The organism is Actinoplanes sp. NPDC021490 (assembly GCF_055562135.1).
The window spans coordinates 251094-268238 of sequence record NZ_JBVHFW010000009.1 but is presented as its reverse complement, the minus strand read 5'-3'; the positions used below and the strand labels follow the sequence as shown (position 1 = coordinate 268238).

The following is a 17145-nucleotide window of genomic DNA, read 5'->3' as shown; positions in this document are numbered from 1 at the left end:
CGCTTGGCCTCCGTGATCGACGTGCACACCCACGTCGTGCCGAAGGGCTGGCCGGACCTTTCCGTCGCGTGCGGGGGGACCGGCTGGCCCTGGTTGAAGATCGAGTCGGAGCGGGAAGCGATCATCATGATCCGCGACACCGAGTTCCGCCGGGTCGACTCGTCGTGCTGGGACCCGGCGATCCGCCGGGCCGACATGGACGCGGACGGCGTCGCCCGCCAGGTCGTCTCGCCGACGCCGGTCTTCTTCGGCTACGACCGCACGCCCGCCCAGGCGGTGGCGCTGTCGCGGATCTTCAACGATCTGACCTTGGAGATCACCGCCGGCGACGACCGGTTCATCCCGTTCTGCCAGGTGCCGTTGCAGGACCCGGCGGCGGCCTGCGCCGAACTGGACCGTTCGATGGCGGCCGGCCACGCCGGCGTCGAGATCGGCAACCACGTCGGCGACCAGGACCTCGACGCGGCCGGCATCGTCGAGTTCCTGCAGCACTGCGCGGCCGTGGGCGCTCCGGTCTTCGTCCACCCGTGGGACATGCCGGAAGGGCCGCGCCTCGACCGCTGGATGGCCCGCTGGCTCACCGGCATGCCCGCCGAGACCCACCTGTCCGCGCTGGCCCTGATCCTGGGCGGGGTCCTCGACCAGGTGCCATCATCGCTGCGGCTGTGCTTCGCCCACGGCGGGGGGAGCTTCCCGTACTGGCTGGGCCGGGCCGACAACGCCTGGGAGCGCCGGGGCGACCTGGTGCGGGGCCGGTCGACCCGCCCGCCCAGCGCCTATGTGGACCGCATCTTCGTCGACTCGGTGGTCTTCAGCGAGCCCGCCCTGAGGCTGCTGGTCGACACGATGGGCGAGGACCAGGTCGTGGTCGGCAGCGACTACCCGTACCCCCTGGGCGAGCGCCCGGCCGGTCAGGTCGTCCACCAGGCCGCTTTCCTCACCGAGCCGCAGCGCGAGAAGCTGCTGACGTCCAACGCCACCCGGTTCCTGTTCGGCTGATTGTGACGTACGCCATTTTTTGGCCAAGGTGTCGTCCAAGACAGGCCCGATGAGCGTCTGGCCGACGTGAGCTTCAGTCGTGTGCGCGCGTTAATCGTCGTCGGCTTTCTTCTGGTTGCCGCGATCGTCGTTGTGGTGGTCGCCGTGGTCCGTGACACGCAGGCCAACGCCTCGGCCGGCGAGGCCTGCCCGGCCGGCGCTCCCCGGGTCACCCTGGTCCTGCCCGCCGAGGCCGCCGAGGTGAAGTTGCGGGTGCTCAACGGCACCCGCACCCCCGGCGTGGCCGAGCAGGTCACGGAGGAATTCAAGAACCGTGGCTTCGTCATGCAGAAGCCGGCCGACAGCAAGAGCAAGCTGAAGGACATCGCGGTCGTCCGCTACGGCCCCAAGACGGTCGGCGCCGCCCAGTGGATTCGCGCCTACTTCCTGGGCGAGGCCGAGCCGCAGTTCAGCGCCAAGCGCACGAGCGACGTCATCGACATCGTCATCGGCCCCCGGTACCGCCAGCTGGCCACCTACACCGAGGTCAACCAGTCCCTGGCCCAGCTGAGCGTCCCGACCCTGCCGCCGGGCACGTGCGAGGCCCCGCCGGCCCGCTGACGACCATGGACCTCTTCCTGGGCAGTCAAGGCCTGGGCGCGCTGGGCGGCTGGCTCGACAGCCTGGCCCGGCGGCCCCGCCGGGCGGTTCTCGTTCCGACCGCCGGCAACCCGATGCCGGCGATGCCGTGGGTCGACGTGGCCGAGGCGGCGATGGCGGCCGCGGGCCTGACGGTGCGCCGTCTGGACCTCGAACCGGCGTCGCCCGGCGAGGTGTCCGAGGCGCTGGCCGGGGCGGATCTGGTCTTCCTGACCGGCGGCTATCCGATCTTCCTGCTTCAGCACGCGCAGCGAACCGGGTTCCTCGGCATGGTCGCCCGGGGCGTCGCCTCAGGGCGGCTCGCCTACGCCGGAATGTCCTCCGGGGCCGCTCTCGCGGCGCCCGACCTCGCGCGCTACCGCGGCGACGACGACCCGGGCGAGGTGACCGACACGGCGGGGCTGCGGCTCGTGCCCTTCTACCCGCTGTCCCACGCCGACCGCGGGCGCGAGGAACTGTATGCGCGGATCATCGCCGAAGAGGGCGGCCGCTACGACTTCGTCCCCCTCCGCGACGACCAGGCCGTGATCGTCCGGGACGAGGTTCGGCAGATTCTGCCCAGCTGAGGCGCCCATCGGGCGGGCGGCTTGGCTACGGTTCAGCGATGGCGAACTTCGTACTGGTTGCGGGTGCGCGACTCGGGGCGTGGGCGTGGGCCGACGTCGTGCCCCTGCTCCGCGCGGCCGGTCACGGTGCGCATCCGATGACACTGTCCGGGCTGGCCGGCAAGCGGGGTGTGCCGGCCGGGCAGCAGACCCACGTCCGCGACATCGTGCACGAGGTCGAGGGCCGGGACCTGCGCGAGGTCGTCCTGGTCGGCCACAGCTACGCGGGCATCCCGGTGGGTCAGGCCGCGGAACGCATCGGTGACCGGCTGACCCGGGTGGTCTTCGTCGATTCCAGCGTTCCGGCCGACGGGGCCTCGTTCGTGTCCGGCCGGCCCGACGGCGGGGCGGCGGTGCGGGCGTCGATTGCCGCGAACGGAGGTTTCTGGCCGGTCATGCCCGCGGCCCACTACGAGGGCCACGGCCTGACCGACGAGCAGGTCACCCGGATCGTGAACGGCGCGACGCCGCACCCGGGGGCCACGCTGACCGAGCCCGCCGTGCTGGCGCGGCCGCTGGGCGAGCTCCCGGCCACATACATCCATTGCCGGCTCGCCGGTGACGACCCGGCCGGCGACGAGCTGAGCGACGACGTGGCCGAGCTGCTGACCAGCGAGTCCTGGCGGCTGGTCGAGATGGACGCCGGCCACTGGCCGATGTTCTCCCGCCCCCGCGACCTGGCCCGAATCCTTCTCGACGCCGCCGCCACGCCATAAGGACGCCCCCGCCGCGCTGCCGGGTGCCCGGCCGCGCAGCCGTGGACGGCGTGCATCGACGACCAGCGTCGCTGACCACATCACCGGACCCGGCCTTGTGCGGGATGAACCCGGGCCGCTAACGTACCCACCGATATCAATCCCCCTGCCGTGCGGCGATTCTGGCATGCCCAGCAAAAGCGCAGGTCAGGGGGCGACTGACCAACGGGGACAATTTCATGACATCGATGTACCGTGCCCACTGGGCGCGGCCGGTCCTGGCTGCCGGTATCGCGGTGGCCGCTCTGACCGCCACCACTTCGGGGGTCGCGTACGCCGCTCCCGCGCCCGTCCGGGCTGCTCAGGCCGCCGCCGCCGCGGCGGATCAGGCGTCGTACTCGCAGAAGCTCGCCGTCGCCGTGAAGTTCGGCCGCGGTGACGACTTCGCCCTGATCGAGCGGGCCGACCGTGACTTCGTGATCGAGATCTGGAAGCACGTCAAGGACAACTCCGACTACCTCGAGGTGCGGGCCGCCGCCGAGCAGGCCTTCGGCACCGTCTCCGACGAGACCAACCCGGAGGCCTCCGACCTGGCCTCCTACGAATTCATCGTCACCGGCGTGTTTGCCGCGTTCGACCGTGACGTCGAGCGCGAGCGGCACGAGGCCGAGGTCAAGCGGCTCTCCGACCAGGCCCGCGCGGCCGCCGCGGCCAGCATCGACATCGTCGCCGGGACCGACCTGCTGGGCGGCTCCGACGCCGACTTCATCCGGCTGATCTGGGAGCGCGTCGCCGAGGACGACAAGTGGCGCGAGGTCAAGGAGGCCGCGGCCGCCGCCCGCAACGGCACGCCCGAGCAGCAGGCCGAGTTCATCGCCTCCGGCCTGGCCGCCGCGGCCAAGCAGGCCGTCGACCGCCGCATCCGTGAGGACGAGACCCGCACCGAGGCCGAGAAGGCGGCCGCTCTGGCCCGCGCGGCCAAGCAGCTGGCCGCCAACCGCATCGGCCTGGCGGTCACCGAGCAGCTGCTGGCCCTGCCCGACCGCGACTTCGTGACCGAGGTCTGGAACTTCGCCGTCGAGGGCAGCGAGGTCGAGGCGGCCGCCATCTCCACCGCCCGCAGCAACGACCCCGCGGTGTGGAAGGCGTTCATCGACAGCGGCATCCACGAGGCCAAGAACCGCGACATCCAGAAGGCGCTGGCCGCGGCCGAGGCCGCCGACCGGGTGGCCGCCAACGGCGTGCTCACCCGCGCCGAGAAGGCCGCGAACCGCAACCTGGCCCTGGCCGCGCGCAACGCGCTGGCCGGCAACGCTCAGGCGGTCAGCGACTTCCTGCGCATCGGCCAGTACGAGGTGCGGCCCGACCTGCCGCAGCGCCTGCAGGCCGGCCACACCGGTCTGTGCCTCGGCGTCCCCAAGGGCTCGCTCGAGACCAACACCCAGCTCATCCAGTGGCCGTGCAGCGCCGCCAAGGACCAGGGCTGGACGTTCTTCCCGAAGGCCGACGGCACCTACGAGCTGCGTAACGTCAACAGCAACCAGTGCCTGGCCGTCGCCGGCGGCTCGACCGCCGACGAGGCCCGCGTCATCCAGTGGACCTGCAACAACGGCGACGAGCAGTCGTGGGCGCCGCAGCAGGACAGCACCGGCCTGACCCGGCTGAAGAACAAGAAGAGCTCCAAGTGCCTGTCCGTCCTCGACGCGTCGACGGCGAACGGCGGGCTGATCACGCAGCTGGGCTGCTCCACCACCGTGCCGTCGACGGGCTGGAACATCCGGGCCCGTGGCCTGGTCAACATCGAGGCCGTGTCGTTCAACAACGACGCGTACCAGGATCTGATCGCGGTCGAGGTCTCCACCGGCCGGCTGTGGCTCTACCCCGGCACCCGCACCCGGGACGCGTTCGGCGCCCGGGTCATGATCGGCACCAGCGGCTGGAACGGCATGGACAAGCTGTCCACCGGCCGCATCGACGGCGACCAGTACGACGACGTCGCCGCGGTCGAGAAGTCCACCGGCAAGCTGTGGCTGTACCCCGGCACCGCGGCGGGCACCCTGGGCGCCCGCGTCCAGATCGGCAACAGCGGCTGGAACTTCATGGAGAAGCTGGCGTACGGCCGGTTCAACGCCGACGCGTACGAGGACATCACCACGGTGGACTCGCGGGACGGCAAGCTCTACCTCTACCCCGGCACCGCGACCGGCATCCCCGGCGCGCGGGTCGTGCTGCACTCCGGCGGCTGGAGCGGCAACACCGAGCACACCGTGGGCCGTTTCAACCGTGACAACTTCGACGACATCGTCTCGGTCGAGGCCTCCACCGGCAAGCTGTGGTTCTATCCCGGCACGGGCAACGGCACCCTGGGCGCCCGCGTCCAGATCGGCAGCGGCGGCTGGAACGGCATGAGCGAGCTCACGGCCGGCCGTTTCAACGCCGACGAGTACGACGACGTCCTCGCCACCGAGAACGGCTCGGGCAAGCTGTGGGTCTACCCCGGCACCGCCGCGGGCAGCGCCGTCGGCGGCCGCGTCGAGCTCGGCATCGGCGGCTAGCACCGGACACACCGACCGGCCCGCACCCCTTCCGGGGGTGCGGGCCGTTCTGCTTCTTCCGGCCGGGCCGGCCCGGGTGCTCGGGGGAATCGAACCGCGACGCGGCATCTGTCCGTACTCCTCGGCGACCAGCAGCCGCGGCGAAGGGACAGCGATGGACGAGGACACCTATCCGTTTCTGTCCGGGGCGGCCGGCTTCGCCTACCAGGAGGAGCCATCGCCGGCGACCCCCGACGATCAAGCCCTCGCCGGACCGGCGCAGGCCGGATCGGGCCTCGCGGCCGAGGGTGACGAGCCGCCGACCGAGGAGATCGAGCTTCCGCTGCCGCCCGGGCAGCCGGTCACGTACGGGCGGGGAAAACGCCGGCTGCGGGTGGCGGCGATGGTGGTCGGGGCGGCTGTCGTGGCCGGAGGAGGCCTGCTCGTCGTGGCCGGACCCGGAAGCGGCGGCAAGCAACCCACCCCGCCGCAGACCGGCGCCGCGCCGCAGCCCGGCGTCCCGTCGCCGGCTGGCGTTCCACCGCAGGCCGGCGAGTCCCCGCCGGTGTTCGTCGATCCCGGCAGCCCGAGGTTCGCCGCCGGCACCTTCGAGCTGGACGGCGACGTGCCCGAGCTCAATCTGACGCTGGGCCGGCCCGGCGACGACGGCCCGGTCCAGGTCAGCGACGGGCCCGGCCGCGACCGCACCCCGTCGGCCACCGTGGAGGGCACCCGGGTGCGGCTCGCCGCCCAGGCCGGTCCGGGACGGCTCGATGTGCTCCTCGACGAGCGGATCACGTGGACCATCCGGATGAACGGCGGGGTCCGCGTGGCGACGTTCGTGCTGACCGGCGGCACGGTCGACGAGGTCGTGCTGTCCGGCGGGGCCGACTCCGTCTTCCTGGCGCTGCCCCGCACCGACCGGGCGCTGCCCATCCGGATGTCCGGCGGGGTGCGCGAGTGGAGCATCCGCACCGAGGGCGAGGTCCCGGTGCGGGTGCGGGCGCAGTCCGGTGCGGGCGAGGTGAGCCTCTACGGCAAGCGGGAGCGCGGCATCGGCCGCAACACGACGCTCACCGCCGGGGACGGATCCGGCCTGGAAGTGACGGCGGCCGCCGGCTTCGGTCAGCTCGAGGTCAGTGCGTCAGCGTCGTAGCGAGCGGAACTTGCGGGCCCACTCGCGGGCTACGAACGCAGCCTCGCAGGCGGTCGCGGCCCGGGCGCAGAGTTCGGCCGCGTCCGCTTGCAGCTTCCGGGCCCGTGCCATCGCCTGCTGGTTCCCCACCATCAGCCTTCCCCCGGAGCATGTGCGGACAACGCGTTCATCGGGTATTAGAGTAGCTACGAAACGACGCAGAAACCGACGCAACTCACTCAGGTGAGTTGTGAGGATCCCTGGGGGAGGCCGTGACAGTGGAGAAAACGTTGCCGGAAGTCCAGGCCGACGAGATGCTGGAACGACTTTCCCGCGCCGCGCGAAGCCTGCGGGCCGAGGAGCCGTCGGGGCTGACGGCGGTGGTCGAGCACGCCACCAGCACCATTCCGCCCGCCAGCTGGGCGGGCCTGATCGAGCTGCAGAACGCCCAGCTCGTGACCCGGGTCACGCTGGGCAATCCGCCTCGCGTCCTCGACCGCCTTCAGCAGGAACACGGCACCGGCCCCTGCATCGACGCCGCCCGGGAGCAGCGGGTGATGGTCATCGAGGACATGGGCACCGAGACCCGCTGGCCCGCCTTCGCGGCCGCGGCCGTACGGGAAGGTGTCTGCAGCATGTTGTGCGTGCCGCTCTGGGTCGACAACGTCAGGTTCGGCGCCCTCAGCCTCTACGCCGACAAGTCCGGCGCGTTCGGCGAACCCGAGCGGCGGCTCGCCTCGTTCTTCGGCACCCTGGCCGCGCTGGCGCTGGCCGACGGTCAGCGGGTGGCGCAGCTGACGGCCGCGCTCGAGACGCGCGACCTCATCGGCCAGGCCAAGGGCATCCTCATCGAGCGGTACCGGATCACCTCCGACGCCGCCTTCGAGCTGCTGGCCAAGGTCTCGCAGAACACCAACGAAAAGCTGGTGTCGGTGGCCGAGCGGATCGTGCGGACCGGCGAGATCCCCGGCTGACCCCGTCCGCCTCTTGCCATCCGGCTCCGGCTATGTGAGCGTTCACTCTGCGGTGACCGGGAGGGGCGCTAGATGGTTCAGACTCGGTACTCCCGCGACGACACCCTGGTCGTCGCGGCGCGGGGCGGTGACCGGGACGCCCTCGACGAGCTGACGCGCCGGCACCTGCCGCTGGTCCACCACCTCGTCCGGCAGGCCCTGCCCGGCGACGCGCAGGCCGACGACGTGGTGCAGGACATCATGGTGCGCGCCCTGCGGCAGCTCGGCAGTCTCCGGTCGCCGGGCAGCTTCCGGCCCTGGCTGACCGCGATCGCCGTCCACCAGATCGCCACCCATCAGGCCCGCCGCAACCTCGCCGCCGCCCGCGCCGTGCCGCTGGACGAGGCGCTGGACCGCCCGGACGCCTCGGCCGACGTGGAGGGTCCCGCGGTGCTGCGGGCCGAGCTGGCCGGGCAGCGGCTCCAGGTGCGGCAGGCGGCGCGCTGGATGGGCGCGGACGAACGTACGGTGTTCTCGCTGTGGTGGCTGGAACTGATCGGCGAGCTGACCCGGGCCGAGGTCGCCGCCGGGCTGGGCGTCGGGGTGGCCCACGCGGGCGTCCGGGTCCAGCGCATGCGCGAACAGCTCGAGGCCAGCCGGGCCATCGTGGCGGCGTTGGAGGCCCGCCCCGGATGCGACGCTCTCGACGCGGTCGTCACCGAGTGGGACGGCCACCCCAACCCGTTCTGGCGCAAGCGGATCGGCCGGCACGTCCGGTCCTGCCCCGTCTGCGCCCGCGCGACCGGCGAACTGGTGCCGGCCGAGCGGCTGCTGCCCAGCCTGGCGTTGCTGCCGGTGCCGCTCGGGCTCGCCTCCGCCGCCATAGCGAAGATGCTGGCCGCGGCGGGTGGAAGCCCGGTACCGGCGGCCGGGAGTATGGCCGCAGCGGCCGGAAACCAGGCGGCCGGAAGTCACGCCGTGGCCGCCGGGAGCTGGGCCGGGCGGGCCTTCCAGGCCGCGCTCGCGCATCCGCTGGCCACGGCGGTCGGCGCGGCCGTCCTGGTCGCCGGGGTCACGGTGCCCGCCACCGGCTGGGCCACCGCGCCGCAGGCCGCCCCGGCCGTCGCCATCGGGCCACCGCCGCGCCCCGGCCCAGCCGTGCCACAACCCTCGTCGTCGACCGGTCCGCTCGAGGCCGGGCCGGTGTCGCTGGAGTCCACGGCCGTCCCCGGGCGATACGTCGCCGTGACCGCCGACCAGGGCGTGCTCGACACCGCCGCGGCCCGGCAGCGGGCCACCTTCGAGGTCGTCGAGGGTCTGGCCGACACCGCCTGCGTGTCGCTGCGCGCCGCCGACGGCCGCTACCTGCGCCACGAGTCCTTCCGGCTGCGGCTCGACCCGGCCGAGGGCACCGTCCTGTTCCGCCGCGACGCCACATTCTGCAGCCGTACGGGCCTGTCCGGCGGCGGGATCTCGCTGGAGTCGTACAACTACCGCACGTTCTTCCTGCGCCGCGTGGGCGACCAGCTGTGGATCGACCAGTTCGACGGCAGCACCACCTTCCGGGCCGACAGTTCCTTCCTCGTACGCCCACCGCTTGCGTGACGCGGGCGAGCGACCGGGCGTGGATTCCGGTGCCCTCCGCTCGCCTGGCGCGCGCGAACGGCCGGGCGGGGAGCCCGGGCGCCCACCGCTCGCCTGACGCGCCGAAACGGCAAGGCGTGGAACGGGTGCCCACCGCTCGCCTGACATGGCGAACCGCCGGGCGTGGAACAGGTGCCCGGCGGTTCGGTGGGGGAGTGCGTCAGGAAGTGAAACGGAGCCGCCGGCGGCGGAGCAGCAGCAGGACCACGGCGCCCGCGGCGAGCAGGGCCAGGCCGCCGGCCAGGACGGCGCCGGTCGGAGTGCCGGTCACAGGCAGGCCGCCTCCGCTGCCGCCGTCGCCCTCACCCGGTTCCGGAGCGGGAGCGGCGGTGGGGATGGCGGTGGCCGTCGGGCTGGGACCGGCCGACTGGGACGGGGTGGGCAGCGGACCCGCCGGGTTCAACGTGAGTTCGAGGGTCGCGACGGCCTCCGGACCGTAGCCCTCGGCCAGGGTCAGCGGGGTGCCCGCCGTGCGGCCGTCGTCGGCCACGAAGAACTCGCCGGGCGAGATGGCGTGCGGGGCGCGGGCCGTGATGCGGGCGGCGCCGCCCTTCTCCGACCGGACGGCGAAGCCCTCGTAGTTGCGGATCCGGGTGATCGGCTCGACCGAGTCGGGGCGCAGCACGGTGACGTTCTCGGTCTCGAGCGAGATCCAGCCGCCGGGGCCGGAGAAGATCCACGGCGGGGCGTCGGCGTACGGGTACTCGGAGAACTTGATCGTGCGCTGGGGGAAGGGCAGGTCGGTCGACTCCCGGACCAGGTAGTCGTACACCTTCTTGATCACCGTGTACTCGTTCTGGGCGCCCAGGCCCGCGCCCGACCGCCACGGGTTCAGGGTGACCTTGTTGGTGTAGTGCCAGATCGCGGCCTGGGTGCCGAGCTTGAGCAGGTGGTTGAAGGTCGTCTCGGACGTGGCCGCGGGCTTGGTGACGCCGGCGTTGCGGATCAGGTCACCCCGGTCGCCGGACGGGTAGCCCAGCAGCAGAATGCCCGGCACCCGGGTGGCGGCCACCCCGGCCGCGGCGTACGTCGTGTCGTGATAGGCCGCGTCGTCGGGAACGACGCCGCCGAAGGCCAGCGAGAAGACCGGGACCACCGTGCCGCCGGCGACGGTCATCTCGATGCCTCGCACGGCGGTTGCCTTGCCGCCCAGCATCAGCGTGCGGGACGTGCCGTCGGGCCGGGCCACCCCGGTCTGGGGCACGTCACCCGGAGCGGCGGCCATCGCCGGCGCGGCCGATCCCAGTAGCAACCCGGCCGTCGCCAGCAAGGCCGGAAGCAAACGTGTGCGGAACATCAGAACCCCCGTGGTTACGTGTGCGGCGCAATTTACCGGCCGCGCCCGGCCCGGCGGAACCCGGCCCGCGGCGGCGTCGCCGGGTGACGATTCGGTGAAGATGCGGGACCGGAAGCAACAGGAACGGCCCCGGGAAGCGTCTTGCGCTTTATGAGCTTCACGCGCGTACGAGCGTTCCTGGTGGTTGGCCTTCTCACCCTGGCCGCGATCATCGTCGTGGTGGTCGCGATCGTCCGCGACACCCAGGCCGACGCCGCCGCCGGTCAGGACTGCCCGGCCGGCGCGCCCCGGGTGTCGCTCATCCTGCCCGACGAGGCGTCCCAGGTGAAGCTGCGGGTGCTCAACGGCACCAAGAACGCGGGCACGGCCGAGCAGGTCACCCAGGATTTCAAGAACCGCGGCTTCGTGATGCAGAAGTCCGGGAAGAGCAAGAACAAGCTCGCCAAGATCGCGGTCGTGCGCTACGGGCCGAAGACGGTCGGCGCCGCCCACTGGATCCGGGCGTTCTTCCTCGGCGAGGCCGAACCGCAGTACAGCGCGTCCCGGACGAGCGACGTCATCGACATCGTCATCGGTGAGCAATATCGGCAGCTGGCCACCCGCACCGAGGTCAACCAGTCGCTGGCCCAGCTCAGCGTGCCCAAGCTGCCCCCGGGTACCTGCGCCGCGTAGTTCGTGAGGGCACGACTTTAGTCAGAACGTTCGAAAGTTATCAATGAATCGTAAGAAGTTGTTTACTTTGTTTCCGAAGGCGCTTAGCGTCCACGGGCATCGGCAGGAATCGATACCTGCATCCGTCCCTGGAGCGCCTCATGAAGAGTTTGGTGCTGCTGTCCGCCGCCGCCCTGGTCGGCGTCCTCCTCCCCGCGATCCCCACCGCCGCCGGTCCCGCGAGCGCCGCCGTCCCGGCGCAGGAGCCCGGCGTCACCCTCCGCACCTACGACCTGCAGACCTCGCGTGACTCGATCTGCACGCTGAAGCCCGGTCAGACCCCCAACGTCGACAAGCTCCTACCGGTGATCAACTGGACCACCGCGGCCGACTTCGGGCTCGAGGACCGGTTCCAGTCCGAGGTCATCGCCAACGTGAACATCCCCACCGCGGGCGCCTACAGCTTCCGGCTGACCAGCGACGACGGCTCGCGGCTGTACCTCGACAACGCCCTCGTGATCAACAACGACGGGCTGCACGGCGCCGTCGCGGTCGAGGGCAGCGCCACCCTGACGACCGGCTACCACGCGCTGCGCATCGACTTCTTCGAACGCGACAACGGTCAGCAGCTCACGCTGGAGTGGCGACCGCCCGGCCAGTCCGCGTACGCCGTCGTGCCGACCTCCGTGCTCAGCACCGACGCCGGTGTGGTGCGGGTGACCGCCCCCGGCCGCAAGGAGTGCGAGGCCGCCGGGGACAGCCCCGGCGACGGCCTGCCGTTGACCTCCGTGCACCCCGGCTACACGCTGACCAACCTGCGCCCGTCCGGTTTCCAGCCGCAGGTCAGCGCGATGGACTGGATGCCCGACGGCCGCCTGGCCATCGCCACCTGGGGCGGCAGTGACACCGTGGCCGGCGAGGTCTACCTGCTCAGCGGGGTCACCGGCGCCACCTCACCGAGCCAGGTGACGTACAAGAAGATCGCCACCGGGCTGCGCGAGCCGATGGGTCTCAAGGTCGTCGACGGCAAGATCTACGTCTCCCAGAAGCACGAGCTGACCGAGCTCAACGACACCAACGGCGACGGGACGATCGACCAGTACCGCCGGGTCGCGACCTGGCCCTTCGACGGCAACTTCCACGAGTTCGGTTTCGGCCTGCTCTATCAGGACGGCTTCTTCTATCTGAACCTGTCGGTCTCGATCAACCTGGGCGGCGCCACCACCGAGCCGCAGGGTTCGGCCAACCGCGGCACCACCCTGAAGATCAACCGGTCCACCGGCGCGGTGCAGTACGTCGCGGGCGGCCTGCGCACCCCGGACGGCATCGGCTGGGGACCCGAGGGCGACATCTTCGTCACCGACAACCAGGGCGGCTGGCTGCCCGCGTCCAAGCTGGTGCAGATCAAGCAGGACCGGTTCTTCGGCCACTACACCAACCCGGACGGGCCGTTCGACTCGCAGCCGGTGACCCAGCCCGTGCTGTGGCTGCCGCAGAACGAGATCGCCAACTCGCCCAGCACCCCGCTGCTGCTCAACTCGGGACCGTACGCGGGCCAGATGCTCTTCGGTGATGTCACGTACGGCGGCATTCAGCGCGGGTTCCTCGAAAAGGTCAACGGCCAGTATCAGGGCGCGGTGTTCCGCCTGACCCAGGGCCTCGAGATGGGCGTGCTGCGGCTGAGCCAGGGCCCGGACGGCGCGCTCTACGCCGGCGGTCTCGGCGCGGACGGCAACTGGGGTCAGGAGGGCAAGCTCAAGTACGGGCTGCAGAAGCTGACGCCCAACAACGCGAGCGTGTTCGACATCAAGGCCATGCGGGCGATCGCCGGCGGGTTCGAGCTCGAATACACCCAGCCGGTCTCGGCCACCACCGCCGCTTCGCTGGTCGCGCGCTACCAGGCCAAGCAGTGGCGGTACGTCTCCACACCGGCGTACGGCGGTCCCAAGGTCGACGAGGAGCAGCTGCAGGTCAGCTCGGCGACGCTGTCGGCCGACCGGCTCAAGGTGACCCTCAAGCTGGCCGGGCTCAAGCCGGGCCGGGTCGTCCACGTCCGTTCGCCGCGGCCGTTCACGAGCACCACGGGCACGTCGCTGTGGAGCACCGAGGCCTGGTACACGCTGAACAGCCTGTCCGACGGCACCACGCTGCGCACCGACCGGGTCGAGGCCGAGAACTCCGGGCTCAGCGGCGCCGCCGGCGTCGCGACCGACCACACCGGATATCAGGGCTCGGGCTTCGTCGCCGGATACGGCACGGTCGGCGCGGCCACCACCTTCACGGTCAACGTGCCGTCGGCCGGGTCCTACCCGGTGGGTCTGCGCTTCAGCAACGGGCCCAACCCGTCGGCCGGGGCCAAGACCATCAGCCTGTACGTCAACGGCAGCAAGATCCGGCAGGTCAGCCTGGCCGACACCGGCAACTGGGACACCTGGGCCACCAAGACCGACACGGTGACCCTGCGAGCGGGCGGCAACACGATCGCCTACAAGTACGACACCGGCGACGTCGGGAACGTCAACCTGGACAGCCTGACCGTCGGCACCAGCCCGGGCACCGGCACCGCCACCGACAAGACCGGCACCATCACCGGCATCGGCGGCAAGTGCATCGACGTCGACAACGCGGGCACCGCCGACAAGACCAAGATCCAGCTCTACACCTGCAACAACTCGTCCTCGCAGAGCTGGACGCGGATCGGTGACACGCTGCGGGCCCACGGCAAGTGCCTGGACATCGACAACGGCGGCACCGCCAACGGCACGAAGGTGCAGCTCTACACCTGCAACGGCAGCACCGCCCAGGTGTGGCAGCCGCAGGCCAACGGCTCGCTGCTCAACCCGGCGTCGGGCAAGGTGCTCGACGCCGCGGGCGGGGCCACCGCCGACGGCACCCAGATCCAGATCTACGAGTGGGCCGACGTGGCCCAGCAGCGCTGGACCCACAACAACACCAGCCGGGTCACGCTGTTCAACGGCGGCAACTTGAACGCCTTCGCCAACTCCAGCGGCGGCGCGGCGACCTGGCCCGTGGCCGACAGTTCGGCCGAGGTGCTCGGCGGCGATCTGCGGACCAAGCAGACGTACGGGGACTTCAAGCTGCACGTCGAGTTCTGGCTGCCCAACCTGCCGGCCGACGTGACCGGGCAGCAGCGGGCCAACAGCGGCATCTACCTGCAGGACCGGTACGAGGTTCAGGTGCTCGACACGTACGGGAAAGCGGTCCTGGCCAACGACGACAGCGCGGCGATTTATCAGAAGCGCGCGCCCACGGCCAACGCGGGAACGGCGCCCGAGACCTGGCAGACGTACGACATCACCTTCCGGGCGGCCCGCTGGAACGGCTCCACGAAAACCGAGGACGCCCGGGTCACGCTGGTCTGGAACGGCCGGACGGTGCACGACAACGTGACGATCGACGGCCCGACCGGCGCCGGCGCCGCCGAGAGCTCCGCCTTCGGGGCGATCCGCCTGCAGGATCACGGCGACGCCGGAGCGAACGTCCGCTACCGCAACATCTGGATCGAGCCGGCCTGACCGGTCGCATCCTCGCCGGGAGGTGGTGAAACTCCGCCACCTCCCGGCATTTTTCCCCGGTGGTGTCGGATCGGGCGTGAGCCGTTCGTGGTAGGGGTGAGAGGCCGCCCGCGAGGGGCGCGCCGGCCACGCAGGAGCTGATCCGACATGAAGTACTTCGTCTCCGTCCTCCACGACACGCCCAACTCCGGAACGGCGGAGGAGATGGCCGCCATCGACGCGTTCAACGAGAAGCTTGTGGCCGGCGGGCACTGGGTGTTCGCCGGTGGCCTCGGCGGTCCCGACACCGCCACGGTCATCGACGGCCGCGCCGCCGAGACGCTGTTCACCGACGGCCCGTTCGCCGAGACCAAGGAGTTCGTGGCCGGCTTCTGGGTGTGGGAGGCCCCCGACCTCGACGTCGCGCTCAAGCTGGCCGCCGAGGGATCCAAGGCGTGCAACCGCCGCCTCGAGGTCCGTCCGTTCCTGTGAGCGTCGCCGAAGCCGTCGCCCGCGCCCACCGCGAACAGTGGGCGTGGGTCGTCGCCACCCTCTGCAAGCGCTACGGCGACCTCGACATCGCCGAGGAGGCGGCGGCCGAGGCGTTCGCGACCGCCGTCGAGAAGTGGCCGGGCGACGGGGTGCCGCCCAACCCGGGCGCCTGGCTGACCACCACCGCGCACCGCAAGGCCATCGACCGGATCCGGCGCGAGGGCAAACGCGACGACAAGCAGCGGGAGGCCCGGATGCTGTACGACGACGCCCCGCCCGAACCGGCCGGCGTGATCGGTGACGAGCGGCTCCGGTTGTTCTTCACCTGCTGTCACCCCGCCCTCGCCCCGGAAGCCCGGGTGGCCCTGACGCTGCGCATGGTGGGCGGCCTGACCGTGGCCGAGATCGCCCGCGCCTTCCTGGTGCGCGAGACCGCCATGGAACAGCGGATCACCCGGGCCAAAGCCAAGATCAAGGCGAATCGCATCCCCTACCGGGTGCCCGCGGCCGAGGACCTTCCCGTACGCCTCTCCGGCGTGCTCGCCGTCCTGTTCCTGGTCTTCAACGAGGGCTACCTGGCCACCGGCCCCGGCGCCGCCCCGGTGCGCCGCGATCTGACCGCCGAGGCGATCCGGCTCACCCGCCTGATCCGCGTCCTGCTGCCGGAGGACTGCGAGGTCGCCGGTCTGCTCGCGCTGATGCTGATGACCGAGGCCCGGCACGCCGCCCGCATCTCGGCGAGCGGCGAGCTGGTGACGCTGGACGAGCAGGACCGCGGATCGTGGGACACCGCCCTGATCGCCGAGGGCCATCGGCTGGTGCGGGAACGGCTGGCCAGCGGCGTGGCTCCCGGCCGCTACCAGATCCTGGCCGCGATCAACGCCGTGCACACCTCGGCCCGCGACGTGCGCGACACCGACTGGTCGCAGATCGTGGCCCTCTACAACCAGCTCGTACGCCTGGACGCCTCACCGATCGTGGCGCTGAACCGGGCCATCGCGGTGGCCGAGCTGGACGGCCCCGACGTGGCGCTGGCGGCCGTCGACCGGCTGAGCGACAAGCTGGACGCCTATCACGCCTTCCACGCGACCCGGGCCGACCTGCTGCGCCGCCTGGGTCGCAGCGGGGACGCCCGGACGGCGTACGGCCGGGCCATCGACCTGGCCGGAAACACCGCGGAGACCGCCTACCTGAGACGACGTCGCGACCAGCTGGGCTAGACCGGCGCAAGCTTTCGCGCCTCCGGCCCGGCGTTCCCGAACTGTGATCGCATGGAATCACATCTTTTCTGACCAGAAGATCCTGCAGCCCGTGTTGGGAATCCGACTTTGTCCGATCGGACGAAAACTGTGGCCCCGGGCGGCGCGCTGACTCACAGTGAGGAAGGTGAGAGCCAGTAGTGACCCGATGCCGCCGCGGAGGGCCGGACCCCGGCCCCTCAAGCCGCTGCTCGCCGCCGTGGGCGCCTGTGCCGCCATCGTCTTCCTGTTCCTGGCCGGGGTGGCCCTGCAGGAGACCGCCCGCCCCCAGCAGCAGGCGGCGGTGGGGAGCACCCCGTCGCGCACCCCGTCGCCCACCCCGTCCCGGCCGGGGATCGCGGACCGGGTGCGGGACGGCAAGTTCGAGTTCGTGGTGTCCGGAGTCGACTGCTCCCGGACGAGCGTCGGCGTCGAACACCTCGAGCGCACCGCCAAGGGACGCTACTGCGTGGTCAGCCTGACGGTGCGCAACATCGCCGGCCGGGCGCAGTACTTCGTGGGCGGCGCGCAGAAGGCGTTCGACGCGCGCGGGATCGCGTACGGGAACGAGGAGATCGCCGGAATCTATGCCAACCGCCATACCCGGACGTTCCTCAAAAAGGTGCAACCGGGCGAGCGGGTGGCCGGCAAGCTCGTCTTCGACGTGCCGGTCCGCGTGCGGGTGACGGTGCTCGAGCTGCACGATTCGCTGTTGTCGGGCGGCACGAAGGTCCGCCTCAAGTAAATC

At 71.4% G+C, this 17145-nt stretch carries 14 protein-coding genes; 13 read left to right on the top strand and 1 reads right to left on the bottom strand.

The window, feature by feature from the left end; genetic code table 11:
* Nucleotides 1-3 precede the first annotated feature (3 nt).
* The 8 genes from ACZ3I4_RS24470 (at nt 4) to ACZ3I4_RS24435 (ending at nt 9165) form a co-directional block, all read left to right on the top strand.
* Entirely contained in the window at nt 4-999 is a 996-nt protein-coding gene (locus tag ACZ3I4_RS24470) for an amidohydrolase family protein (RefSeq protein ID WP_465384324.1), read from the top strand.
* A 66-nt stretch (nt 1000-1065) separates the two neighbouring features.
* Nucleotides 1066-1599: a LytR C-terminal domain-containing protein gene (locus ACZ3I4_RS24465; RefSeq protein WP_465384323.1), complete on the top strand. Its 534-nt coding sequence runs from the start codon at nt 1066-1068 to the stop codon at nt 1597-1599.
* A gap of 5 nt (nt 1600-1604) precedes the next feature.
* Entirely contained in the window at nt 1605-2204 is a 600-nt protein-coding gene (locus tag ACZ3I4_RS24460) for a Type 1 glutamine amidotransferase-like domain-containing protein (protein ID WP_465384322.1), read from the top strand.
* Between the two features lie 38 nt (nt 2205-2242).
* Entirely contained in the window at nt 2243-2959 is a 717-nt protein-coding gene (locus ACZ3I4_RS24455; RefSeq protein ID WP_465384321.1) for an alpha/beta fold hydrolase, read from the top strand.
* A gap of 218 nt (nt 2960-3177) precedes the next feature.
* Nucleotides 3178-5493, top strand: a complete 2316-nt coding sequence (locus ACZ3I4_RS24450) for an RICIN domain-containing protein (protein ID WP_465384320.1) — start codon at nt 3178-3180, stop codon at nt 5491-5493.
* Nucleotides 5494-5647: 154 nt separating this feature from the next.
* Nucleotides 5648-6628 (top strand): hypothetical protein, encoded by a 981-nt coding sequence (locus ACZ3I4_RS24445; RefSeq protein ID WP_465384319.1) that lies wholly within the window; start codon nt 5648-5650, stop codon nt 6626-6628.
* A gap of 251 nt (nt 6629-6879) precedes the next feature.
* Complete coding sequence (locus ACZ3I4_RS24440) at nt 6880-7581, top strand: ANTAR domain-containing protein (RefSeq protein WP_465384318.1); 702 nt, start codon at nt 6880-6882, stop codon at nt 7579-7581.
* 72 nt (nt 7582-7653) lie between these two features.
* On the top strand, nt 7654-9165 hold the full coding sequence (locus tag ACZ3I4_RS24435; RefSeq protein ID WP_465384317.1) for a sigma-70 family RNA polymerase sigma factor: 1512 nt from the start codon (nt 7654-7656) through the stop codon (nt 9163-9165).
* Between the two features lie 199 nt (nt 9166-9364).
* Here ACZ3I4_RS24435 and ACZ3I4_RS24430 read toward each other — a convergent pair whose 3' ends face one another.
* Nucleotides 9365-10501: a thioester domain-containing protein gene (locus ACZ3I4_RS24430; RefSeq protein WP_465384316.1), complete on the bottom strand. Its 1137-nt coding sequence runs from the start codon at nt 10499-10501 to the stop codon at nt 9365-9367.
* A gap of 150 nt (nt 10502-10651) precedes the next feature.
* On the opposite strand from ACZ3I4_RS24430, the gene ACZ3I4_RS24425 reads away from it, so the two are divergent.
* The 5 genes from ACZ3I4_RS24425 to ACZ3I4_RS24405 all read left to right on the top strand — a co-directional run bounded on the left by ACZ3I4_RS24425 (nt 10652) and on the right by ACZ3I4_RS24405 (nt 17142).
* Nucleotides 10652-11173, top strand: coding sequence for a LytR C-terminal domain-containing protein (locus ACZ3I4_RS24425; RefSeq protein WP_465384315.1), 522 nt, complete (start codon nt 10652-10654; stop codon nt 11171-11173).
* Between the two features lie 140 nt (nt 11174-11313).
* Nucleotides 11314-14688, top strand: a complete 3375-nt coding sequence (locus ACZ3I4_RS24420) for a 3-keto-alpha-glucoside-1,2-lyase-like domain-containing protein (RefSeq protein ID WP_465384314.1) — start codon at nt 11314-11316, stop codon at nt 14686-14688.
* Between the two features lie 147 nt (nt 14689-14835).
* Nucleotides 14836-15159: a YciI family protein gene (locus ACZ3I4_RS24415; protein WP_465384313.1), complete on the top strand. Its 324-nt coding sequence runs from the start codon at nt 14836-14838 to the stop codon at nt 15157-15159.
* The gene (locus ACZ3I4_RS24410) at nt 15156-16379 is read left to right on the top strand and encodes an RNA polymerase sigma factor (RefSeq protein ID WP_465384312.1); all 1224 of its coding nucleotides are present in this window, start codon (nt 15156-15158) and stop codon (nt 16377-16379) included. The genes ACZ3I4_RS24415 and ACZ3I4_RS24410 overlap by 4 nt, the downstream gene beginning before the upstream one ends.
* 166 nt (nt 16380-16545) lie before the next feature.
* Nucleotides 16546-17142, top strand: coding sequence for a DUF4352 domain-containing protein (locus ACZ3I4_RS24405; protein WP_465384311.1), 597 nt, complete (start codon nt 16546-16548; stop codon nt 17140-17142).
* Nucleotides 17143-17145 lie beyond the last annotated feature (3 nt).

Coding starts and splice junctions, on each gene's coding strand:
- ACZ3I4_RS24460 (WP_465384322.1), top strand. CDS start 1,605: ATGGACCTCTTCCTGGGCAGTCAAGGCCTGGGCGCGCTGGGCGGCTGG.
- ACZ3I4_RS24455 (WP_465384321.1), top strand. CDS start 2,243: ATGGCGAACTTCGTACTGGTTGCGGGTGCGCGACTCGGGGCGTGGGCG.
- ACZ3I4_RS24450 (WP_465384320.1), top strand. CDS start 3,178: ATGACATCGATGTACCGTGCCCACTGGGCGCGGCCGGTCCTGGCTGCC.
- ACZ3I4_RS24445 (WP_465384319.1), top strand. CDS start 5,648: ATGGACGAGGACACCTATCCGTTTCTGTCCGGGGCGGCCGGCTTCGCC.
- ACZ3I4_RS24435 (WP_465384317.1), top strand. CDS start 7,654: ATGGTTCAGACTCGGTACTCCCGCGACGACACCCTGGTCGTCGCGGCG.
- ACZ3I4_RS24430 (WP_465384316.1), bottom strand. CDS start 10,501: ATGTTCCGCACACGTTTGCTTCCGGCCTTGCTGGCGACGGCCGGGTTG.
- ACZ3I4_RS24425 (WP_465384315.1), top strand. CDS start 10,652: ATGAGCTTCACGCGCGTACGAGCGTTCCTGGTGGTTGGCCTTCTCACC.
- ACZ3I4_RS24420 (WP_465384314.1), top strand. CDS start 11,314: ATGAAGAGTTTGGTGCTGCTGTCCGCCGCCGCCCTGGTCGGCGTCCTC.
- ACZ3I4_RS24415 (WP_465384313.1), top strand. CDS start 14,836: ATGAAGTACTTCGTCTCCGTCCTCCACGACACGCCCAACTCCGGAACG.